This window comes from Nostoc sp. C057 (assembly GCF_013393925.1).
Lineage (GTDB): Bacteria > Cyanobacteriota > Cyanobacteriia > Cyanobacteriales > Nostocaceae > Nostoc > Nostoc muscorum_A.
On the sequence record NZ_CP040281.1, the window covers coordinates 7,177,249 to 7,200,325 of the forward strand.

The window sequence follows — 23,077 nt, forward strand, 5'->3', positions numbered from 1 at the left end:
TCAAGAGGTCTTATGAAACGCTTAATCTACATCATCCCTGTTACTGCAATTAGCTTACTGACATTGGTAGGATGCAACAGCGATCAAAAATCCACCACCCAAACTCCTGCTACCACAGAAACCACTAAGGCGACAACAGGATCTAAAACCCCTAGTGCTACGCAGGGAGGTTTTGATACTTTGGCCGGTGTCGTTACAAATACAAAAACTGCGGTGCAAGCCGGAAACTTTGACAAAGCTCAACAGGAATTTAATAAGTTTGAAAATTCTTGGTCTAAAGTTGAGGATGGTGTCAAAACTAAATCTTCAAAAACCTATAATGTCATCGAAGATGCTGCGACCCAGGTGAAGGGTTCGCTAAAAGCAAAAGATAAAGCGAAATCTCTTAAAGGGTTACAAACACTTGAGACAAACATCGCCACTGTTTCTAAGTGAGGTAAAACTAACATAGAGCAGGAGTTAAAAGACAAGAGACACCAAAAAAAGTCTTTATATCTGGCTTTGAGACAAATAGTTCTGTAGTTTATCAAGTTGCAAACTGCGATAGTTTCCACTGGAGATTTTGGATAATGCGTTCATTTCGCAAATATCACCGGACTCTGGCGATTATTTTGGCTTTACCGCTTGCTGTAACATTGTTAACCGGTATTGCAGCTACCCTGGTAGGTGAGTGGTCAGCTAACATTGGAGTTCCACGTAGTCTACTACTTTCGATTCATCGTGGTGAAATCTTGGGTTTACAGGGAATTTACCCGATTTTGAACGGACTAGGGCTATTAGGGTTGTTGGTTACTGGATTAAGTATGACTAGTTTGTTTAGTAGAAAAAGGTCAAAATCTGTGTAAGGATTAATCAAAAGCGATCGCAGTCTTTTAAGATATCAAGTCAGTTCCACTGCGATCGCAAATAGTGAAATCAAACTATAATCCATTGTCTCCAGTGCTGTAAAACTAATTGTAGAAGCACTTCCAGAGTTATTGCTCCTGCTTCAGAACGGACTAGAATTTGGACAGACATAACTTTTTCAATTCTTTGACAAGCTCCTGTAACATCAAGCTATTAACTTAAAAAATATTGCTTTTAACAAAATAACGATCCGTAGCAACTAACTAAAAAATATTTCAAATTTCTTGACTTTTAAGTTACTCAGTACTGAGTGCTGAGTAAAAAGTAAAATTAGGACAAAGGCGAAGCAAGTAGCCTGGATTTAAGGGAATACAAAAGTTTTGCTACTGCCAAGAGGATTTTTTAAACATCCTCTAAACCAACAAATATTTTTGAAGGTTCAAATAACTATGAATAATCTATCTTACAAGTATCTAGAAGAAAGTAATAAAAAGGAGAAACTTTTATATACTGCTGATACAGTGCGTACTTATCTTCGCGAGATTGGACGGATACCTTTATTAACTTATGAGCAGGAGATTAATTTCGCCAAGCAAGTTCAAAAAATGATGGCTTTACTAGCTACAAAAGAAAAATTAGCTATTCAATTAAAACGTCAACCAACCCAACAAGAGTGGGTTGAAAATATAAATATTGGTGAAAAATCACTGCTACAACAGCTACATCAAGGGCAACAAGCCAAGCAGAAAATGATTCAGGCAAACCTGCGACTTGTAGTATCTATTGCTAAGAAATATCAAAGACATAACCTAGATTTTCTCGATTTAATTCAAGAAGGAAGTTTAGGCTTAGAGCGAGGAGTTGAGAAATTTGACCCAACTAAAGGGTACAAGTTTTCAACTTATGGCTATTGGTGGATTCGCCAGGCAATTACACGAGCGATCGCCGAACAAGGACGTACTATCCGCTTGCCTATTCATATTACAGAAAAGCTGAACAAAATTAAGCGGATTCAACGTGAACTAACTCAAAAATTAGGTCGTACTCCTACCACAGTTGATATCGCCGAAGAACTATCTTTAGATCCAAAACAAATTCGAGATTATTTACTTTTAGCACGTCAACCTGTCTCTCTAGAATTACGAGTTGGCTCAGACAAAGATATAGAATTACAAGATATGTTGGAGGATAATGGACTTTCCCCAGAATTATACGCTGACCATAAGTTTCTCCAACAAAATATTCAAAATTTATTGTCAAAATTAAATCCCCAGCAGCGACAAATATTAACTTTCCGTTTTGGTTTAACAGATGGAAATGAACTTTCTTTAGCAGAGATTGGTCAACGGATGGGTATTAGTCGAGAGCGAGTGCGACAGATAGAGCAACAAGCTTTGGGTAGTCTAAGAAGACATAAGGATAAGATACACAGCTATCTAGCTAGTTAATTCGTAAGCCGAATGTTTTGTTATTTGCTCTTTACTTCAATCCGCAGAGTTCGATAAATCCTGATGTGCGATGCCTGCGACAAGCGGCTAAGAGCGTCTAAGCAATCTACAAAAACAGAGATTGAATAGTCAGATCCTTCTGGGTAATGCTGAAGTTATGTTGTTCTGCTGTCGCAATGAATGAAACGATCGCTTCACAGGCCACTGCAACGGTTAACATCACCAGGTTTCGTGCCAACGGATAATCACAGACATCATCATTAACCTCAGAAGGAACGCGATAAACGCCATTCCAAATCACTTCTGCATAATCAGCCGATAGCCCAGCATGAAGACAAGGAATTTTTAATTGTTCAGCATAATTTTTCACTGCTTGACGTGCCACACTATTATCAAAGACATCGATAATTAGCTGGCTGTCTTTGAGTAATTGAGTTGTATTTGCTGATGTCAACTCCTTTGTCTTCGCATCAACTTTAGTACCAATTGCTCGATATAAATTATTCGCTAAAATCTTCGCCTTGAACGCTCCAACATCAGAACGGTAGTAAGGCTGAGTCGAAAGATTACGCTCCTCAATGCGATCGCGATCAATCACTGTAAGTTTATCAAAACCAGAGCGAGCTAAGTTTTCCGCTATGTTAGCTCCTAATGCTCCAGCGCCACAAATAGTTACAGGATAGTTTTTCAACTTTGCCATCACAGCATTGGTGCGGTAAAGCTGTTCGTGAAAAAAGATACTCATAATAATTCGTAATTCGTAATTCGTAATTCGTAATTAATACTCTTGTTGTTCCATGACACCCACTAAGGATTGCAAGTCAAAATCGCGATCGCGTCCACTTAGGCAAATGCCAGAACTGACAACAGTCAAATCAGTTTTAGCGATCGCACTACTATGGCGAACTCCATCAGCAGTTGTCCAATCGACTGTCCAATAATCGCTGCGATCGTGGAATTGATTTAAGGTACCGCCACCCATTTGCAATGCCTTTCTCAGTCGCTTTTCATCCTGTTGGGGTTGAGTAAATCCCTCAATGCGCCGAGTTGCTAATTCATACACTGTGCGAATTTCTGGAGTCATCCCCTTAAACTGTAATTCCTCAGCAGGAATGAGTTTCTTGAGGGCAGATTGCAGAGTTTCAACAATTACCGGATCGGTACGGCGATCGATTTCCTCAAACCAGCATGAATGTCCATTCCAACGGGCAATGATTTGCTCAAAGGTAACGCCCTCAGTAACTAAGTGGACTGCGATCGGCTTAACTAATTTCAACCGTTGACGCATATCTGCTTCATTTACAGGGTATGCTAACCAAGTTTGTTTTTGCAGTTGATGTGCTAACCGTAGCCGTATTTGGGGAAAGTGTTGCAAGTATTCCGCAATCTGGGGTAAGTCTGCTTCTTCTACAACCGTTGCTGTTTTTTCATTCACAGCCTGAAAGATGCCCCAACCTTCAAATTTATTAGGCTTTGGCGTGAAAGTGTAGATCATCCCAGCTACCCGTGTGCGAACTCGTCCACTTTTGACACAGGGCGCAAGGAATTGGGTTGTAGACAATTGTGCTTCTGCGATCGCAATTTGGTTGATTAGCTTAAATATGTTAGTCATAACTAATACCAATTTTCAAAAATAAGGCTACCAATGCAACCCTATAAAATCTGACTTTATTAATTACGAATTACGAATTACGAATTACGAATTAATATAATTCTGCGTGCAAGTTAGTGGAGCATTGCGTGTTCTCAGTTACTAGAGGGACTCCTCTGGTGAGTTGTTACACACTCTTTCAAGGATGGCTACTTTTGAGCCTACCTCCCAGGTTCTTCGCACTCCCCGTTCACACACGCCCACTGCATTTGGCAGTGTTACCTTTCCTCTCGTACTAGTATGTAGGCTCCAAGAGTTGGGGCATGCAGGATGTTAATATAATACAATATACTACACAGAATTGGAAGAGATGGAAAGAGAGATTGTGAAGTTGAGCGATCGCTATTACTTCATACGCCTTCTTCATGTCGCTTTATCACCTGCTTGGGTTGAGCGATCTACTTGCTCATATCAGTCAAGGCAGTCTTGTATTTAATCTTGTGGTGATTATCTGTTCAAATAAATTACAAAGGCCATTCAATATTGTTTTCAATTGATAAAAGTTAATCCATTTCTCATTACCTTCAGTACTGAAAACTATTGTATCTGCATATCTAAATGAAGTTGATCTTGGATCGGCGTTGTGAAAATCAATTAACCGATTTTTTGCCCAATCTGGTAGCGCATTGCCATATTTAGCTTCAAAGTTTTTTAATAGATCAAGAATACTATGAGCAGCATTATCTCCTCGTTCCAATTCATACTCAGTTACTACTTTTAGATAAGATTCAATTGCATGTCGGTAACTAAATAAAATTGGATAACCTAGCTCATGAGGTTCAGAGCTTTTCAAGGCTTGCTCCATCAAAGCATCACCAGCAGCTTTATAAGCCCTCGCAACTTGCACAGGGTCAGGCTGTGCCATACCTCTAACTAATACCCCATGTGTCCAAGTTTCGTCTATTTCTTCGGGCACATCTTGAAAGATTGGCGTATTCAAGTAAGCGAACTCACGAAACAAATCATCATGATGGCAACCTTGATTAAGCAAGGAATGTATGTACTCGTAGTCTAGATCATCTTTCCAATAGCAAGAAACTAAAGCGAAAACTTTAATATCGGACTCGCTGTACCAACGAGTTTTTCCTTTAGAAGGATTTGCTGAAACACTCAAGAAATCTGCAAATTCCGTTCCCCATTTCTTGATTAGGCTAACATTTACTCCAAACAATCGTGCCGCTTCTGAAGCCCCTTTCATCGTATTAGCTGATTTTTGGACTGAGCTATCAACTAAGTTTTTTTCAGATTCAGAATGGCTTTTTAACCAGGATGGAAGTTCCATGTCCATAATATTTTCTATGCTAGTTCAGCTTCAGAAACGAGGCTCAAAGTCAACGCAGTAGAGTAGAAAAGGCATGACTCAGTAGAGCTATGATTCATGCCACATTCTAACCCTACTTATCCTCTCTTACAGGCAACGGCATATCCAGAATCTCCATCAGCAAATCCAGACGAGAGGGGCGCGTTAAAAGTGGGACGAGATTCGGCAAGCTGTAGTAATCACCCGCAAAAGTGAATGTATCTACAGGTGCTTGCTGCTGCTTCAGTTGAGTCTCCACCCAGTCGTAATGAGTACCTACGCGGACAATCACCACATTGGGCATTATCGCCAACTCACGGCAGTAGTTCTTGTAAACTTCACCGAAGTAAGGAGCAGCATTTTCGCCCTCATCCGTCACTATGATAATCTGGTCAACCACCTGCTTTTTCCGCCGCATTGCTTCCAATGCACAGCCGATGCTAGTACTACCGCCTGCATTGATGTGCTGGAAGGCACGCTCCCAGTCGGTCAACTCCTTGCCTTTTGCTGTAACAGCGTAAGGAATGGTGTCGAAGGCGTAGACAAACAGTTCTGCCTTTGTGATACCAGAAATTAGGGCAGCGAGTTGTTTACCGATCGCGATCGCATTTTCCATTGAACCAGACTTATCCACCAATAAAGCAGTTGGACGAGCGATCACACCATGCCGCTTCACCTGTTCGTTCGTCACCTTTTCCAGTTGGGCAACGGTGTCTGCGTCAAAATCTCCTGCGTCTGCGGCAATCTGTGCTTTGAATGCTGAGACACGCCCACTCTTAGACGCTGCTTCCAGCTTGGAATCAATCAGCTTCTTAACTTGTGGATGATCCATTGCACCTCTAGCCTGGAGAGACTTGAGGTTGTTGATCGCTTCTTGAGGAGTCATGCTGTTGATTAACGCCACCAATACAACTGGTGTAAGTTGCTTGATTGCACCAATTGCGATCGTGTATGGAATTTTGAACTCCACAATCAGCCGTGCCTGTTCTACGGCATTTGTTGCCTTAGCCAGCTGCTTCAGCACATTTGCTAAGGAACCCTCTGGAGGACTATCGCAAAACAGAATCGCATTTGCCCGCTCATTTGGCTTGATGTGCAGTGAAGCATATAAGTGCTTCATTGCTTTACGACCTCTCAGCGCGGCGCGATCGAACAGAGCCGGATTGCTCTCCCGTGTCTTCAAGTAACGTCGTACCGCAGTCCGGGCGGAACGAGGCAGTTTATTCTGCTGCTGCTTCATGAAGTCCACCACACGAGCCACCTGATAGGGTGGAAACTCTTGCAGCATCATAAATCCAGCATCTCGGTGTTCAATTAAATTGCTGGTTAGTAAATAAGCTAGGAATACTTCTTTATGGTCGCGGACATCACCATGACGCTGATACCAGACTGCCAAATGTCCGTAGAAGATGGGATCGAGTTCAACAATTAACTGATGAATTTCTGCGACTTGCTCAAGCTTGCGGTGAGGAGTTGTCAGCAAACTGTTGAGCATTTCCAAACGCAGGTCACGTTCTGCGGTATTCATTATAAACCTCCTCTAAGAATTTTGGATTTTAGATTTTGGATTTTAGATTGCAACCTAAAATCCAAAATTGCAGGAGGCAGATGTTGCACGCGGGGCGATAAAGTCACCGCGCAAGTTGTAGAAGCATTGTGTATAACTTGTGCAAAATTATGTAAGCTTCTGCGATCGGGGCGCGGCAACAACTGCCAGTTTTGATGTAAATCGAAATCGTTAGTACTACTCCCTAAAAGTAGCAGGGCGAACGCACGGGATTTCTGAAACCCTTGCTGGGCAAGGATCTTGATGAAAAAATAGGCTAAATTAAAAAACGCCAAAACCCTTGCTATTAAAGGATTCTTATACTTTAGATGCGTTTGCCCTGCTAAAAGTAGTAGCTGCGTAAGCTGCCATCATATCTGCCGCTATTGCGACAGCACTTCTTGAAAGCAGCGACCAGAACCGCAAAGACAAAGGTCATTGTTACCAAGCTTTTCCTGTAGTTCCTTGTCACCATGAACAAGGCGATGGCCACGTTTAACAGCTTTTTCAGATGGGTAGCCACGACGACGTTTGCTCAAGGGTTCAAAAGCAGAAATCGTCGAAATCTTCAGGCTCGATGTTGAAAGAATTAATCTTTTTCATCGTTCTCACCTCCATATTGAAATGAAATAAAATCACCTCATGCAAGTCGAAAAAGCTGTTGGTTCACACACGGGATTTGAACCCGTAGTTGCTTGATCTTAAGTCAAGTGCCTTACCATTCGGCTAGTATGTAAGCTTTTTCAGTTAGGGCACGAAGTGAAAATTTTAGTTTTTAGAAAGTTGATTTAAAATAAATCGAATTTCTTTCTTATTACACTGCTTTTTACTAACAGCGTAAATCGTTTGACCTCTATATGCCACAGAACTATGAATTATACCTTTGACAGCATCCGTCACATAATGAGTGGGTGGCAATGGCAAATCTTCAAAGGTAATTAAATACCAAATCTCGTTTAGCTTTTGGTATTGATGATAATTATCAATGATGAGAATATCGGTTTGTTCCGGCTTTTGCTTCTGCTTTCGAGGTATTTTCTCGACTGCACAAAGAATTCCGGTTTCAGGATGGATATAGAAGCGATCGCGGTGGTTTGTATTTAGCTGCATTCCATACCCTTGGTAAGGCTTGCTGTAAAAACCACCATCAATTATTTCCACATACCGTTCAACGTAGTCCCACACATGATCGATAACATGCTGTCCTGCCATTGTGCTAGGATCTAATCTTTGACACAGTTGGCTGTAAACCTCATTCCAAGGCTGTCCAACTTGCGATCGCAAAAACCGACGCAGAGGGCCGAGATGATCTGAAAGATACTTAGATTTATTTATTGGTTTAATCAGGTAGGGATTCAACAATCCATCCTGAATTGCATCGTGGGTGATTTTGTTTAATTGCTTCTTAAAGCCAGTCACTTTTTTGAGGCTAATTCTCCTCCCACCGCGAGGACGCTCAATCACAATCTCGCTCAAACGATGTTCGCTCATATCTCACGTTGTTTAAATTCAGTTGTTCTAATTGAGTTGTTATTAAACATGAGTTAGCTAACATCATTGAACTCACCTCCGTATTGGGTAAAGATTATAAATAAATACGATTTAAATAATTGAAATTCCGCGCAAGTTAGCAAAGCAGTTTTCACGATTGCCTTTACCAGTTTGGCTACGCTCCCATTAGCGGGAGCGGCAGGAGTCGAACCTGCATTCCGTTGCCGGAGTGTGTGTAGACTTCACAAGTTAGGGCGCGAAATTAAGTCTTAAATCATTCCGTGCAAGTTCAAAAAGCTTTTTACAGCTACGGCCGCTCTTACCAAATATTGGCAGTGGGCACGCACGCTAAATCTGCGAGAGACTTAGAAATCATGCTTCGCTTATTCGATCGCTCGAACTTTACTACCTTAGAGCCGTTATCAATGTGTATGTATGCTTCTTCTGTTAGGGCACGGATGACTAGGAAATTCAACCATAGACAGCTTCAGGGCGGACGATCAAATCACCACTAGGACGGCGATCGATTACGTAAGCAGAAAGGCGATCGCTATTCACATCTAAATGCCGAGCAACGCGCTCCTTCACCGCCACATCATTCATCCCTGCTGCAATTCCCAATTGGGTTTTTGGGATATCAACAGAACGTCCTTCAAATCGAATATGAACCATTCCAATCACCTCTTGTTTTAATTATGAATTACGAATTACGTAGCTTGCTTCTCGCTTTTGGCGAGTATTACGAATTCGTATTAGTGGATCTGATCGGGATTGAACCGATACCCTCCCTGTGAGAGTTACACTCACACCTCATGCAAGTTGAAAAAGCTGTGGTAACACCGCAGGAATTGAACCTGCAACTTATCGTTTTAGAGACGATCGCTCTACCATTGAGCAAGTATGTAAGCTTTTTCTGTTAGGGCACAAGTGACATCCGGGATCTCTACCGTTAGAGCTACAGACCCAAGTTTGAATAATTGCAATGGCTTGATTGAGGTGATCGCAACTTCAATCAAAGTCAAGGCAAATGGAGCCGTCGGGAATTGAACCCGAATCCTGCAACCGTCCGTTTGTTGGCTTCGGAGCAGTCGAACACCAATCGCGGCCCCAAACAGTAGCATCTATGCAATTGTCTAGCTTCTGATAGGTTTTAGTTTTGCCTTTGAGGAGGCTTTTCTTTTCATACTACAAATGTAATACAGGCTCTACATAATGTCAAGGGGATACTACAAATTTTGCAATCCAATGCGTGCTATTTAGATTCTCTCTTCTAAAAGCCTTACTCCCCTTCCCTACAAGGGAAGGGGCTGGGGGTTAGGTCTTTTTTCTACTCAACTGAAAATCGCTGTATTACTAAATTAACTGCGGTTATCTATCTGAGCGCGTTGCAAACTTCCAGAAAAGTCAACATAAACACTTTTCCATTCTGTGAAAACATCCATTGCAGTAGTTCCAGCTTCGCGGTGTCCGTTACCGGTTTGTTTCACACCCCCAAAGGGCAAATGTACCTCTGCGCCGATAGTAGGGCCGTTAATATAGGTGATACCTGCCTCGATGTCGCGCATAGCAGTAAAAGCCCGGTTGATGTCGCGGGTGTAAACTGAAGAAGAAAGACCGTAATTGCTATCATTGAGAATTGCGATCGCTTCCTCAAAGGAACTAACCTCAATTAATGCCACCACTGGCCCAAATATTTCTTCACGGGCAACTCGCATATCGGGAGTTACATCATCCAAAATAGTTGGTTGAAAGAAGTAACCGTTTTTCAATGAGCCTTCATTGGCAATTTTTCCACCAATTAAAACCTTTGCTCCTTCCTCACGGGCGATATCCAAATACTTGCTTACCTGTTGGAGTTGTTTTTCATTGATAATCGGGCCAATATCTGTGTCGGTATCAGTGCCAGCACCCAAGCGTAACTTACTAGTACGCTCGTAAAGCATGGCGGTAAATTTTTCTTTGATATCACGATGCAAAATCAGGCGACTAGTAGCCGTACACCGTTGACCGGTTGTTCCAAAAGCACCCCACACCGCACCATCTAAGGCAAGTTCCAAATCGGCATCTTCCATCACTATTTGGGCATTTTTACCACCCATTTCCAGACAGACACGTTTGTGAGTGCGTCCGCAAGTAGCGCCAACAAAAGCACCTGTTTCTGAAGAACCGGTAAACGATACCAAATCTACATTGGGATGCTCAACTAAAGCTTTCCCCGCTTCTTCTCCTACACCATGCACCAAGTTAATTACTCCTGGTGGCAAACCTGCTTGTTGGAAAATTTCAATCAATTTAGTTGCACAGGCGGAGGTATCTTCGGCAGGTTTAAGGATGACTGTATTACCACATACCAAAGCTGGCATAGCTTTCCAGCAAGGAATTGCCACAGGAAAATTCCAGGGAGTAATTAACGCACAAACTCCGATAGGCATTCGCACAGTCATAGCGAATTTATTAGACATTTCCGACGGTGTAGTTTGCCCAAATAGTCGCCGTCCTTCGCCAGCACTGTAAAAGGCACAGTCAATACCTTCTTGCACATCTCCCCTAGCTTCTGTCAGGGGTTTACCCATTTCCCGACTGATTAACTGGGCAAGTTCTTCTTTATGCTGGAGTAATATTTCCCCAACGCGAAAGATGTATTCAGCCCTAGCTGGGGCCGGGACTGTGCGCCAACTGCGGTAGGCTTTACGGGCTGCGGCTACTGCTGTATCTACATCATTAACTTGCGATCGCACAAATGTGGCAACGATTTCGGTTTTGTCCGCAGGGTTGCGACTTTCTAAAGTTCCTTCCCCTATAGCATTCAACCATTGACCGTCGATGTAATTGCGGCAAGATAGCGGAGTTGTCATCTTAAAAATCCCCGGCTGATGATCGAGTGAAACTTGTGTACTGATAACCACTTCTATATGAGAAACGAACCGCAAAGGACGCAAAGGACGCAAAGAAAGAAACAATAAGCCAAGAAAATTTGGCAAGACTCTGCGTACCTTTGCGTTGACTTTGCGTTCCTCTGCGTTAAAAAACGCTAAGATTTGACACAAAGCTGTACTAAGTTTGCTTGCTTTCTAGGTTATCCTCAAGTTTAAAAAATTGGTGTGAGAAGCAAATATCGATATAAAAATTAAGGCACTAACGCCAAGACACCCACAGGAGAGCCAGAACCACCACGCAACCGCAGAATCCCGATCGCTAGAGTAGTACCTTTGGGTGGTAACTGATCCAAATTGGTGAGATTTTCCAAAACAATACGCGGTTTTTCCAATACCAAACGATTAGTAGCAAAAGTGTTATCCTGTCCTGGGTCTACACCATGAGTATCAATCCCTACCCCAGCAATTTGCCGTTCCTTCAGTAAGAATTGAGTTGCATCGCTACCAAACCCTGGAAAATGAGCAATACCTTGAGCATCATGATTTAGAAATGCACTTTTATCAAACCACTTTTTTTGCCAACCAGTATTCAGTATAACTACGCAGCCTTGAGAAATCTCACCGTATTCTTCTTCCCAAGCCACAATATCAGCAATAGTCAGGGCATAATCAGAATTCACGGCTGTGGCTTGACGAATATCTATGACCACCGCAGGTACAACCAGAGATTGGGCGGGATATTGGTCAATTCCCATACTATAGCTATGGAAGCTGTTAGGAGCGTTGATATGGGTAGCACTATGTTCCCCCAAGGCTAAACGTCGGAGGTAATAGCCATCATTATTTAGTTCAGCCACAGTTTCAAATTCTACTGTGGGATCTCCAGGCCACTGGGGAATATCTATGTCAATCACGTGACTTAGATGAATAACGCGTGTGTAGGTGATACTATTTTGACCTTGGGGTTGTATCATCCCAGCCTTCTACTTTACTTATATTCAGGGATTTTTTTAAAGGTGCTATCGCCTGGGTTGGGCTATGCCGACGCAAAGATAGTACTACCATTACAGAGTAATTAAAGTGTAATATTTCTAGCCCTAACCCCCCATAATAGTACAAATAATCCCCCCAATTCCTGTAAATTTTAGGTTTTTGGGGGGTCAAATGTTGCAGCAAAAAGTGAATTAATCTTAGTTAACAACCAATAGGTTAACTTTTTGGTTAAGAAAAGATTAAAGTTGTATTTATGTTGAAGGTTGCTCATGTAGTGGAATCATGATGATAAACTCCGCACCTTCTCCTGGTGCTGAAATACACTGGATTTGTCCGCCATGTTTTTGGACAACAATTTGGTAGCTAATTGATAATCCCATACCCGTGCCTTTACCCACGGGTTTTGTAGTAAAGAAGGGGTCAAATAAACGTTTGCGTACTTCTTCAGTCATGCCTGGGCCATTGTCGGCAAAGCCAATGATTACACGGTCTTCTTTGATAAGGGTACGAATGCGAATCTGAGGAGAAGTCATTTGTCCTTGGTCGTTTGTCCTTTGTTTAGAGTTATTTACTAATGACAAATGACTAGTGACAAATGACTCTTCTAAAACATCGATCGCATTTGCCAGCAAATTCATAAACACCTGATTCATCTGTCCAGCGTGACAGACTACTGGTGGTAGGTTGCCATAGTCTCGGATTACTTGGATTTCGGGATATCCTGGTTTGGCTTTCAGACGATTTTGCAACAGCAGTAAGGTGCTATCAATACCTTCATGAAGATTTACTGCTTTCGTGCCGTCTTCATCAAGGCGAGAAAAATTGCGTAAAGATAGGACTATCTGCCGAATGCGTTCGGCTCCCATATTCATAGAATCCAGAATTTTAGGCAAATCTTGCTTGAGAAAGTCTAAATCTATGTTGTAGATTTGTTCGTGAATTTCTGGTGTTGGTGGGCAGTAACTCTGTTGATAAAGTTCTACCAAGTGCAATAAATCTTTGGTATATTCACGGGCGTGGCTAATATTGCCGTAGATAAAATTGACGGGATTATTGATTTCGTGGGCAATACCTGCAACCAATTGTCCCAAACTGGACATTTTTTCGGTTTGAATGAGTTGCGCTTGAGTGTGTTGAAGTTCTAGTAATGCTGCTTCTAGTTGCTGGGCTTTATCTTGGGCTGTTTGAGCGGCAATGCGACTTTGGGTGTAGAGTTTAGCTTGGTCAATAGCGATCGCTATTTGCACTGTAACTGCCTGTAGTAATTCTACTTCGTTGTCTAGCCAAGGCCGGAAGCCACCACAAGAACCACAGCTAAATGTGCCTATTTCGCCAGATTTGGTGTGTACAGGTAGTGACATAAAGGCAGTGAAACCAAAATCCTGCAAAAATAGTTGTGCAGTGCAATCGCTTACAGTCTCAACATCATTAATACGGATAATTTCTCTATTCAAGGTTTTGGCTGCGATGAGTTCGATTTCTGCACTAGTTGCTTCTTGATCGTCAAGCAGACAGGGTAAAAAGGAACTTTTCGCTTCGTATACTTTTTCCCAATGGGTAACTTCAGTGTCTTGCCGATACCAAAAGAAGGCGCAGCGATCGATCTGGAATAAGTCACGGATCTCCCGCACTGCGGTTTCCACAATGTAATTGAGATCCAAGGAAGCTCGAATCTGGTTAGAAAGACGATTGAGTAATGCTTCCCGTTGGGCACATTCTCTGAGTGCAACTTCTGCTTGTTTGCGATCGGTGGTGTCATAGCAAATACCAACGAAGTTTACAACATTACTATTAGTATCTCTAATAGCAGATGAGTTGCTTGTATGCCATCGCCAACTACCATTTTTGTGTTTTACTCGATATTCAATTGCGTCTTGCTTTTGGGTTGTTGTCGCAATTCTTTGGAAATAATCTACACAAATAGGTACATCGTCAGGATGTACAAAGGGAATAAAGGATTGACCTTCAACTTCTGCAACCTCATGCCCAAGAATTTCAGTCCAGTTAGGAGAAACGTAAGAAAATATCCCTTCAAGGGTCAGTGCAAAAATAATGTTATTGGCATTTTCAATAATGGTGCGAAACTTGGTATCGCTTTCTATTAATGCTGCTTGTACTTTGTCGCTGGTGTCGCGGACTAGAACTATGATTTGCTGGTCTGGTAATGGTAATAACCTAGCTTCAAAATTAATCTTCTCTTGTGGAAGCGGTAAGGTATATTCAAAACTGACTGAAGATTGAGTTTCCAGTACTTGAGTTATTGCTTGCTGGAAGCGATCGCAGATAGCAGTCGGTAGGCATTCTCGCAAACTCTTGCCCTGACAATCTTCTGTTGAAATATACAGGTTCTCAATCTTTCCTGGTTTGTAATCCAGAATACTTCCATCAGCATTGATACGAAAGTACAAATCAGGAAGTACTTGCAAAATCGCTGTAAATTCTGATGTTTTTTGGCGTAACTGTGATTCAACTACTTGGCGTTTTGCAGTTTCGGCTTGTAGTTGCTTTTGTGCTTTTTTTAATTCTGCCGCCTGTTTTTGTTCTGTTAATTTGCGGAGACGACGAGATGAATTTGTAGATGCCGAGCAGTCTTCTTTCAGGGTAGGTCGCACTTCTGTTACATCCACACAATAACCGATGTAACCCGCAAAGCTGCCATCTGCTGAAAATCGTGGCGCAGCTGTATCTAAAATCCAGCGATATTTGCCATCAGACCGACGCAGGCGATATTGCCTCTGGAAAGAATTATATGTTGCAAATGCTTTTAAGTATATATTTTTACATCGTTGTCGATCTTCTGGATGGATGCTACCAGCCCAGATATTGCTTATCTCTTCTCGCCGAGCAGATGCAGGCCCGCCTTTTCTTAGATGGGTTCCAGTAAATTCCAGCCAATTTGAATTTAAGTAGCAATAAAGTGCATTGCATCCAGCCATCCAAATCATCAGAGGAGAAGTGTCTGCCTGCTGGCAAAATACTTTTTCATCCTGTTGTATTACTTCCTCTTGAACTATGATTTGGTTAATGTAGCTCTGCACCTTTTTGGAAAACACTTTTGCCTGCCTGCTCTGCCTAAATTATTAAGGTAATATGTCTGAAAATAGAATTTGTTAATAAAGGGATATCATCTTGATTGCGGCCTGTTATTTTATCTTAATACTTTATTTATTTTTATATCTCCAACAATTGCTTTTCTCTTGTAAATAAATTAAAAAAATGCTGAAGTTATCATTAAGATTAACTTCATGATTTTTGGTGAAATTTAAAATATTCATCTGTCAGGAAAATTATTTAACTATGTTTATTCTTAAAGTTATCTTTAAATTCATCTAAGCTATGTAATCACATAGCTCAAAACCTTATTGAGCTTCACAAAAACTATATAAGTCGCTATGAGGCGATTACATCTTTATCAGAAATTCATAATAATCGGTAATTTCATATCAAATAAATATTGATTTTTTATCAAGAAGAATTCAGCATAAATTAGAGTCTTGAAGACTATACAGACAAAAGCGACTTCCGTAGATTTGAAATTTTTGATTTTTTATGTCTTCCGTATAGGTAAACTTTACTTGTGTAGTAGCGGATTATATTCACCTAATGTTTTTCAGGAATTCTCTTAAAATCACTGGTTTAAAAGGATTTAATGTCCACATCCATACTAAGCAATTTCTAATCATTTTGTGTATAAAAATTTACGTATTTTATTCTGTTTTCTGGGTTCTGACTTCTGAATTCCTTTTCAACTTTCCCTGAAAAACCCGATTTTTCAAAATTGTCTTGACCGTTCAAAATGCTTCATTCCAAAATCGCAAATTAAATGAGAGAGATGCTAAATGTGATATCAACACGTTATAACAATGGCTAGCGATCCTATTTTATATGTTATAAAGCTCACAGAAATTCATGTTAGGCGGGAACTACTTTATGGAACCAGATAAGCTGGGCCGTTTTAAGGAGTACGGCGAATTCATCCTCCGAAAGATAGATTCTGTGCCCCAGCACCCTTCAAAACAAGAAGATTGGGTTCCAGCTAGTCTTGATGACTGTCTCCTACGTTTGCGGTCAGCGGCCCAGAAAACTGTAGACCTGGCAACTTCACCTGTCAAAATTGGGGTGATGGGGGAATTCAGTAGTGGGAAAACTTTACTTTTAGGCAGTCTAATCGGATATGCAGATGCTTTACCAGTCAGTGAAAACCCTACTACAGGTAATGTTACCGCAATACACATCATCCCGCAAGACGACTTTGCAACTACCCAATTAAGTAATTTCACTGTAGAGTATCTTTCTCACGAAGGGGTACATGAGTGTCTACGCTTCATGCTAGGAGAAGCCCATAAACGCACGACAGCAGCAGGACTTCCTCCGATACCAGTATCGAAACTCAACTCTGGCAAAGATATTATTAGCTGGTGTGAAGAGGCTTGGAATAGTAGTAACAATTTGGAGCTACGTTATTTACTCCGGGAGTTGGTATTATTCCTGCGGGCTTATCAAGCTTATGGGGAAGTGATGTGTGGTGGGCACTACCAGATTGATGCTACCACCGCCCGCGAAGGGCTACAACTGATCGAACAGCCAATGGCAATCCAAAATCTGAAATTTGAGGATTTACCGCCAGCGCATATCCGATTACCAAGTCCACCCCAGAGGCTACCAACAAAGTTATTGCAGAATAGCTTTCCACTCATCCGTCGCGTAGATATCGATGTGAAAATCTCACGGGAAATTTGGGATTTTACAGGTGCAGCAAAATTTATTCTCATCGACTTTCCAGGATTGGGGGCTGCTAATTCGGGAGCAAGGGATACCTTTTTGTCACTGCGGGAACTAGCAGAAGTACAAACAATTTTGGTATTGCTAAATGGTAAATCTCCTGGGAGCGATCGCGCCAATAAAATTTTCACTATGATGCAGCAGCAGCGACCTGGACAAGACCTGAAAGATTTAATTCTCGTAGGTGTAGGTCGTTTCGATCAACTCCCCCTAGACAGTGAAGGTGGCGAAAGAGAACTTGACCATTTGATTGAAGATAGCCATTTAAAAGAGGAAACCGTTTTCCAAAAACTCAAAGTTCTGCAAACTACCATTGATGGTGCAGAGGCATTTACAACCCAAAAAGACCGCATCGTTTTACTATCGCCACTGTTGGGACTCGCTGAATTAGCAAAACGTTCTACTACAGTCAAAGCAGGCTCACCAGATTTTTTGGCTAACTTGGACTATCCTGATTACTTAGATCGGTCTAAACGCCTACAAGATAAATGGGAGCTATTAAGTGAACGGCTGTTAGAGACAGATCCCCGCAGTAATTTAGGCAAACAGCTAGGTTACTTTGGTCAAGATGGGGGACTTAGTAAGCTGCGGGAATTGATTCAAACCCACGTAGCGACTCATGGTTTGAAGCAACTGTATGAAGATACTCGCAGAGCAGCTGATGTTGTGAGCCAGCAACAAGATCACTTGAAGGACATCATAGATGAAATTCACGAGCAAGGCATCCCCACAGGAGACAGTCCCGCCTTTATCGAGTTGCGCTATGTGGTCGAAAGCTTGGATAAAATCTACAGGAATTTTCAAAAAGATTTAGGGACAGAACCACTTAAAGATCGGCGCGGTGTTGTCGTCAGCGATGTAGTTAAAGACGAACTCACTTTTAGAATCCTCAATTGGAACCAGTGGACTTTACTCTTCAACAAAGCCAACAATGGAGCGATCGCTCTGGCAGAATCTAAAGGTGCAGCCGGGAAATTATTTGATCGAGGAAACCGTGTAAATACTTCCCTTCCAACTAAAAGCGATGATTTTTATCCAGTATTTGAGAAAACCGTTAAAGAAGTAGAAGATTTTGCCCGCGATCGCATCCATCAAGCAGTGGTAGATTTGTTGAACCAATTGTCAAATTATGTCGCCCCAGAACGCGAACAATTGCAGGTATTTTTCCATCCAGATATGGAACAACAAATTGAAGAAAAATTTGGTTTTGAAGATGCCGATCTCTTTTACAAATTATTATTAGGATGCGATCCTAACGAATGGAAGGAAGCAATCATCTCGGAAATCACTAGTAAAGATAAAACAGTTGCACCTGAAAGCATCTTTCCTCTAGCGCGTCAAGACGAGAAACACAACGTTGGTCAAATCTTTGACTGGGCACCAGAAAAAAGCCAAGGTTTATCTAGATCGAGCAATCACCAACTTTTAGTACTGCGGCTGCGAGATGAAATCACTGCTAGCGCTAGTCTTCATCTTGTACAGTATGTTAGCGAAGTTAATCAGCAAATTAATTCAGAAATAGCAGGCATTTTGGATCAAATTATTCCTAGTTTGCAAAACCTTTCAAAAAAAGAAACTTTGCTGAGATATTTGGCGGCTGGGGACTTACCACCTGAGATAGCGATTCCTACTTGGTTGCAGATTATTTCAGAACTTGCTGCTGTTTCTTACTTAGATGATTTGAGATAAGCTAACTCAGAGCCTACGCCCTTTCATATAAAAGCGTAGCCCGACGTAGATATCGTGCCAAATAAAAAAGCCAGTGCTAAAGAGAATCAATGGTACAAGACCAAAGATTCTCTAAATTTGTAATTTTATGATACAACATTACAATTTTTAGCCAGCTATAAAACATACAACAGAAAGTGATACTATAATGAACCCTTTTCAACTCAACAAATATAGCGATCGCGAACCAAGCGAGAAACAACAAAAAAGATTTCCCGGATGGTTTGCTTTAGATTTTGGTACATCGAATTCCACAGTTACACTCTTCGATCCAATTGAAGTACCGATCGCAGAAATTCTACCAAAAGAACAAGAAATGCGGTTGCGCGATCGCTTATCACAATGGCTGAGTTCTCCCGCCTCGGTCGCTTTACCAGATGTTAGCGATGATGATTGGGCAAAATTCATCACAGAAATTAGTAAAAATCTGGATATAGATCCAAGCAAATTGAGTGAAGTTTTTGAAAGTGACAATAAAGAGCGATTTTTGGAAGCAATTCGTCAAATTGAGCTTTCTTTAGGAAACAGCGAGAGGTTTCGTCGTGCTGTCAGCAAAAAACTTTACCAAATCTATCATGAGGTGTTTCGCGTTCCTACTCTAGAGTCGCAAAATCTGATCCCAGTTGTGCTGGATATCGATCGCCGCGATACGGAAATTCCCAGCGAGTTGGAAATTTCGCAGTTAGGGGACTTAAAACTGCGGATGGGTAGGGAAGCTAGAGATAATCGCAAAAAAGCGATCGCTCAAGGCACCAGCAGTTCTTTAAAGGAAATTATCAGCAGGTTTCACCATTCACCCAAGCGCTATTTTGGTCAGGAGCGATCGTTTTCGGTTATTTTGGATGGTAAAGAAGAAATAATTACCGCAAATCAACTGATTCAATCTGCTTGGGCGCATTTAATCGAGTTAACTGAAGATTACCGCCAACGCGCCCAACGTAGATTTTCAGAAGGAACTTTTTTGACAGCAGTTGTTACCTACCCCACCGTCGCCCCACCAGTTGTTCGCAAGGAAGTTAAGGAATTTGTTGAGCAATTGGGGATCGATGATGTCCAAACTGCTTATGATGAAGCCGTTTCTGTGGCGATATTCTTTTTATGGCGAGAATTTGGCGGTAATCTGAATATTGGCATCGAGTCATTCAAAACCCGTTGCCGTCAAGTAGGAAATAAATGGTCACAAAATGTCCTCGTTTTGGATATCGGCGGCGGAACCACAGACTTAGCTTTAATTGAACTGACTTTAGAAGATAAAACCCCTACTTTTGCTGATTATGAAGATCGAGGTTTAGGAGGACGTTACTATAAACTCACTCCCAAACTATTAGGTTCATCTGGTCATTTACAGTTAGGTGGTGAGTTAATTACGCTGCGGATTTTTAGATTATTAAAAGTTGCGATCGCAGACTTCTTATTGACAGCAGTAACAACAGGTGATGTTGAAAGCGAAAAGCTAGAAGATTTAATTAGCTCTGAATTAAACGAACGCTTTTTAGAACAAGGTAAATTCAAAAATGGCAGTCTTTTAAAATGTCTAGATAAAGAAAATCCAGAAGGTGATATTGCTTACAAAGATGCCCTAGATACTGCCGAGAAAGTATTACCCACTCGTTGGCAACAAACACCCCAACGCCTGCAATCCTTTTATATCCTTTGGGATCATGCAGAAGCCGCTAAACTTAAACTTGGGCAAAAAGCACCAGCAGATAATTCTCTATTAACCTTCACACTTTCTGAACAACAAATTTCCGAACTGCTCACTCAAAGCGCCGTCAAATTGCAAGTCAAAGATCCAAATAGCATCTGCGTTACTCTAGATAACCACCAGTTTGAACGAGCCACCGTTTCAGGAATTAAGGAAGCAATTGGTATTGCTAAAGGATTGATGGAAAGTCGCTTACGTCCTGATGATCTCACCAAAGATTCTTGGAATTCCCAAAAAGTTGATTGGTTAATTTTGTCTGGAAAAACTTGTAATTTAGACATAGTGCAGCGCCAAATCTACCAAGAATTTAGTAAATCTCCATATTTTGTGTGGAATCCAGAACGAATTACTTTTGTGTTGGAATTTACCAAATTAGCTACCTCTGCCGGTGCTTGCTATGCCGAAAAACTACGAAGATTGAGATTCGATCCAGAAGAGTCTAAAAGCTTGCTGCGTAAGGGAGCCAATCAACTAGAAATTGATGTCAAAAACCTGTTTTATTATTTGCCTTGCAACTTCAAACGCAAAACCCAAAGTAACGATTTACTAACCATATTTAAAGCTGGACAAGAACTCTATCAACTCGCACCTTGGGAAAGTGTCGCCAAGGTTCGTACTGCATGGCAAGGAATCCAATTAACTAATATTATTTACCGTCAAGACTACGAAGATGGAGATTTACGACTATGGGGTAGCTTTGACGGCAAAAACCTCATGAATAAACTGGGAATGCAAGAAGCCGAGTTTCTGAAAAAAATTAAAGTCCAGTTTGAAATTGACCAAACCCTTGAATTTAATGTGTTGCTTTGTCAGGGAAATCCTCATTATTTAATTGATATCCCAGGCATTGATTTGGAATCGGTTGTTTCAGAAACATCACCGTTATTTGCTGATGGTAAATTAAACTGGAATATTGCCGTTGAGGGTTTAAATAAAGATTTAAATGATGGTGATATTGCCGTCAATGTTATTGAGTCGGCAACTGTCGATCAACCAGATGCTTATCATCTTGTCTTTGAAGTAGGAAATGATGGTAGTAAGTTGTTCCAAAAATTTCACTATCTGCGCGATGGTGTGACGGAACCAGGAATTGGGTTAATTAGTAATCCTTTACCTCCCTTCCCACAAACAGGCCAACACACCTTCTATATTTATCAAACAGATGCGGAAACCAACAGCAAAAAATGGATACGAATTGGCGCACTCAGCAAGCCAGATGTGACAACAGATTACCCTTGCCAATATCGTGTAACTCTAGACGATCAAGGTATCCTACGGATGCACGCTGGTGAAGTACCTTACTGGACATCAAACAGTCAGGAATGCCTAAAAGAAGAGGGATGTATTTATATTGCTGAATTAGAATTGCAACCCAATGAAGTTGATAAAGAACGCGATCCATTTTGCGGTATACATTAACTCTTGCATTAAACCTTTGCGTTCCTCTGCGTTGAAAAAATTAAGATTTTTAAACGCAGAGGGGCGCGGAGTAAACGCAAAGGTACGCAGAGGTTTGCCAAGTTTAATTCGCTATAAAAATATTTGGAGGTGAGATTCATGCAGCACTTGCGTCAATTATTAGAGATAGAAAACTCACAGTTAGCCCAGTTACTGCGGTTTAGTTTGTATGGACTAGAGGCGACTTTAAATCAGGCTCGCACAGAATTACCACTAGATCCAGGATCTAAAATATGCGATGAGGTGCTGCAAGAACTTCATAACCTGTTGGAACCTGTACCCCCACAGCAAAATACTGGTTGGGAAGATGCGCCAGATGATTTAAAACTAAGTCACCTGCGGGAAGTTTTTGATTCCGACTCAGAACTTAATTATTATCTGGGTAATTCCCAACTGCAAAGCACAACGGATTCTGATTTATGGAATGAGATTCAACGCAAGCTGCTGCGAGTACCAGAAGATTTAGCTGCAACTTGGCGATCGCGCACTTTAGATTTAGCTCAAGAAGTTGGTGCGATCGCAGATAATTCTAATCTCTTTCAGCTTCCCTTTATTCGCGACGAAATTATCTACCCCGGCCTTAGTGGTACTGTTCAAACTCAGGGATTGACTTTGTATCAACAGGCACTTTCAACTTCTAAAATTCCCCAAGGTAATGTATCCGATTTACCAGCAGCATTCCTATTTTTATATATGAATTTTATTGAAATAGACCCCGATTTACATCATGCTTTAAAGAGCGTTTTTAGCTTCGATGTCATTTCTTTACACTCCAAAGCAGAACAGCGCGATCAATATATTGATGCTTTAAGCGATCGCTTCCAACGCACCCAAAAAGCTGAGAAAAACACTGATCCCCTGTCAATTCTTCGTGCTTGGATTGACATGGATGAAGCAATACATTCCTTAGTATTCGTACCACCGGCTGAACGCTATTCTTGGTGGGGGAAGCTACAACATGAATCACGGCGCATCCTGAAGAAAGTTGTTGATGAGGCAATTAATGCAGGTAATGAAGTGCGAATTCGCCAATTATCAGGGCTTTATGCAGATATCTGTGCTTCATCCAAAGATGATTTACAACTAGACTGTGGTGGTATTCCTGGCGAAGTCTTAACTTGTCTGCGAGTATATGCGCGAATTAATCAAGAAGAATCTCCTGGTCGTGTAATATTTCGCTCATCACGGTAGTTGCTGGAGAGTTTTCTAATTCTTGAGATTATCAGGCAAGGCAGACAATTTTACTATCCCGC

At 41.4% G+C, this 23,077-nt stretch carries 16 protein-coding genes, 1 tRNA gene and 1 other annotated feature; of the genes, 6 read left to right on the top strand and 11 right to left on the bottom strand.

Features of this window, described 5'->3' with window-relative positions; translation table 11 throughout:
- Window positions 1–12: 12 nt before the first annotated feature.
- The 3 genes from FD724_RS30375 (at window position 13) to FD724_RS30385 (ending at window position 2,294) form a co-directional block, all read left to right on the top strand.
- Window positions 13–435: a DUF4363 domain-containing protein gene (locus FD724_RS30375; RefSeq protein ID WP_179075183.1), complete on the top strand. Its 423-nt coding sequence runs from the start codon at window positions 13–15 to the stop codon at window positions 433–435.
- A 134-nt stretch (window positions 436–569) separates the two neighbouring features.
- Window positions 570–845, top strand: coding sequence for a peptidase (locus FD724_RS30380; RefSeq protein ID WP_179075184.1), 276 nt, complete (start codon window positions 570–572; stop codon window positions 843–845).
- 450 nt (window positions 846–1,295) lie between these two features.
- On the top strand, window positions 1,296–2,294 hold the full coding sequence (locus FD724_RS30385) for an RNA polymerase sigma factor, RpoD/SigA family (RefSeq protein WP_179075185.1): 999 nt from the start codon (window positions 1,296–1,298) through the stop codon (window positions 2,292–2,294).
- Window positions 2,295–2,400: 106 nt separating this feature from the next.
- On the opposite strand, the gene FD724_RS30390 is transcribed toward FD724_RS30385, so the two are convergent.
- From FD724_RS30390 to FD724_RS30440, 11 genes are all read right to left on the bottom strand, one after another.
- Window positions 2,401–3,039: a ThiF family adenylyltransferase gene (locus FD724_RS30390; RefSeq protein WP_179075186.1), complete on the bottom strand. Its 639-nt coding sequence runs from the start codon at window positions 3,037–3,039 to the stop codon at window positions 2,401–2,403.
- Between the two features lie 33 nt (window positions 3,040–3,072).
- Complete coding sequence (locus FD724_RS30395) at window positions 3,073–3,906, bottom strand: hypothetical protein (protein WP_179075187.1); 834 nt, start codon at window positions 3,904–3,906, stop codon at window positions 3,073–3,075.
- 155 nt (window positions 3,907–4,061) lie between these two features.
- Window positions 4,062–4,117, bottom strand: a sequence feature (23S ribosomal RNA rRNA prediction is too short).
- 243 nt (window positions 4,118–4,360) lie between these two features.
- The gene (locus FD724_RS30400) at window positions 4,361–5,227 is read right to left on the bottom strand and encodes a MerR family transcriptional regulator (RefSeq protein ID WP_179075188.1); all 867 of its coding nucleotides are present in this window, start codon (window positions 5,225–5,227) and stop codon (window positions 4,361–4,363) included.
- Between the two features lie 112 nt (window positions 5,228–5,339).
- Window positions 5,340–6,773, bottom strand: coding sequence for a vWA domain-containing protein (locus FD724_RS30405; RefSeq protein ID WP_179075189.1), 1,434 nt, complete (start codon window positions 6,771–6,773; stop codon window positions 5,340–5,342).
- A 680-nt stretch (window positions 6,774–7,453) separates the two neighbouring features.
- Window positions 7,454–7,527: transfer RNA gene (locus FD724_RS30410), tRNA-Leu, on the bottom strand.
- Between the two features lie 32 nt (window positions 7,528–7,559).
- Complete coding sequence (locus FD724_RS30415; RefSeq protein WP_179075190.1) at window positions 7,560–8,282, bottom strand: hypothetical protein; 723 nt, start codon at window positions 8,280–8,282, stop codon at window positions 7,560–7,562.
- Between the two features lie 471 nt (window positions 8,283–8,753).
- Entirely contained in the window at window positions 8,754–8,954 is a 201-nt protein-coding gene (locus FD724_RS30420) for a hypothetical protein (RefSeq protein ID WP_179075191.1), read from the bottom strand.
- Window positions 8,955–9,166: 212 nt separating this feature from the next.
- Complete coding sequence (locus tag FD724_RS30425) at window positions 9,167–9,403, bottom strand: hypothetical protein (RefSeq protein WP_179075192.1); 237 nt, start codon at window positions 9,401–9,403, stop codon at window positions 9,167–9,169.
- Window positions 9,404–9,640: 237 nt separating this feature from the next.
- Entirely contained in the window at window positions 9,641–11,137 is a 1,497-nt protein-coding gene (locus FD724_RS30430; protein WP_179075679.1) for an aldehyde dehydrogenase family protein, read from the bottom strand.
- A 272-nt stretch (window positions 11,138–11,409) separates the two neighbouring features.
- Window positions 11,410–12,132, bottom strand: coding sequence for a cyclase family protein (locus tag FD724_RS30435; protein ID WP_114083167.1), 723 nt, complete (start codon window positions 12,130–12,132; stop codon window positions 11,410–11,412).
- Between the two features lie 270 nt (window positions 12,133–12,402).
- The gene (locus FD724_RS30440) at window positions 12,403–15,204 is read right to left on the bottom strand and encodes a PAS domain S-box protein (RefSeq protein ID WP_256874400.1); all 2,802 of its coding nucleotides are present in this window, start codon (window positions 15,202–15,204) and stop codon (window positions 12,403–12,405) included.
- Between the two features lie 877 nt (window positions 15,205–16,081).
- On the opposite strand from FD724_RS30440, the gene FD724_RS30445 reads away from it, so the two are divergent.
- The 3 genes from FD724_RS30445 (at window position 16,082) to FD724_RS30455 (ending at window position 23,015) form a co-directional block, all read left to right on the top strand.
- Window positions 16,082–18,622 (top strand): proteasome protein, encoded by a 2,541-nt coding sequence (locus FD724_RS30445; RefSeq protein WP_179075193.1) that lies wholly within the window; start codon window positions 16,082–16,084, stop codon window positions 18,620–18,622.
- Window positions 18,623–18,809: 187 nt separating this feature from the next.
- Window positions 18,810–21,785 (top strand): molecular chaperone, encoded by a 2,976-nt coding sequence (locus FD724_RS30450; protein ID WP_256874401.1) that lies wholly within the window; start codon window positions 18,810–18,812, stop codon window positions 21,783–21,785.
- 138 nt (window positions 21,786–21,923) lie between these two features.
- Window positions 21,924–23,015, top strand: a complete 1,092-nt coding sequence (locus FD724_RS30455) for a hypothetical protein (protein ID WP_179075194.1) — start codon at window positions 21,924–21,926, stop codon at window positions 23,013–23,015.
- The last annotated feature ends 62 nt before the right edge of the window (window positions 23,016–23,077 follow it).

Coding starts and splice junctions, on each gene's coding strand:
- FD724_RS30375 (WP_179075183.1), top strand. CDS start 13: ATGAAACGCTTAATCTACATCATCCCTGTTACTGCAATTAGCTTACTG.
- FD724_RS30380 (WP_179075184.1), top strand. CDS start 570: ATGCGTTCATTTCGCAAATATCACCGGACTCTGGCGATTATTTTGGCT.
- FD724_RS30385 (WP_179075185.1), top strand. CDS start 1,296: ATGAATAATCTATCTTACAAGTATCTAGAAGAAAGTAATAAAAAGGAG.
- FD724_RS30390 (WP_179075186.1), bottom strand. CDS start 3,039: ATGAGTATCTTTTTTCACGAACAGCTTTACCGCACCAATGCTGTGATG.
- FD724_RS30395 (WP_179075187.1), bottom strand. CDS start 3,906: ATGACTAACATATTTAAGCTAATCAACCAAATTGCGATCGCAGAAGCA.
- FD724_RS30400 (WP_179075188.1), bottom strand. CDS start 5,227: ATGGAACTTCCATCCTGGTTAAAAAGCCATTCTGAATCTGAAAAAAAC.
- FD724_RS30405 (WP_179075189.1), bottom strand. CDS start 6,773: ATGAATACCGCAGAACGTGACCTGCGTTTGGAAATGCTCAACAGTTTG.
- FD724_RS30415 (WP_179075190.1), bottom strand. CDS start 8,282: ATGAGCGAACATCGTTTGAGCGAGATTGTGATTGAGCGTCCTCGCGGT.
- FD724_RS30420 (WP_179075191.1), bottom strand. CDS start 8,954: ATGGTTCATATTCGATTTGAAGGACGTTCTGTTGATATCCCAAAAACC.
- FD724_RS30425 (WP_179075192.1), bottom strand. CDS start 9,403: ATGCTACTGTTTGGGGCCGCGATTGGTGTTCGACTGCTCCGAAGCCAA.
- FD724_RS30430 (WP_179075679.1), bottom strand. CDS start 11,137: ATGACAACTCCGCTATCTTGCCGCAATTACATCGACGGTCAATGGTTG.
- FD724_RS30435 (WP_114083167.1), bottom strand. CDS start 12,132: ATGATACAACCCCAAGGTCAAAATAGTATCACCTACACACGCGTTATT.
- FD724_RS30445 (WP_179075193.1), top strand. CDS start 16,082: ATGGAACCAGATAAGCTGGGCCGTTTTAAGGAGTACGGCGAATTCATC.
- FD724_RS30450 (WP_256874401.1), top strand. CDS start 18,810: ATGAACCCTTTTCAACTCAACAAATATAGCGATCGCGAACCAAGCGAG.
- FD724_RS30455 (WP_179075194.1), top strand. CDS start 21,924: ATGCAGCACTTGCGTCAATTATTAGAGATAGAAAACTCACAGTTAGCC.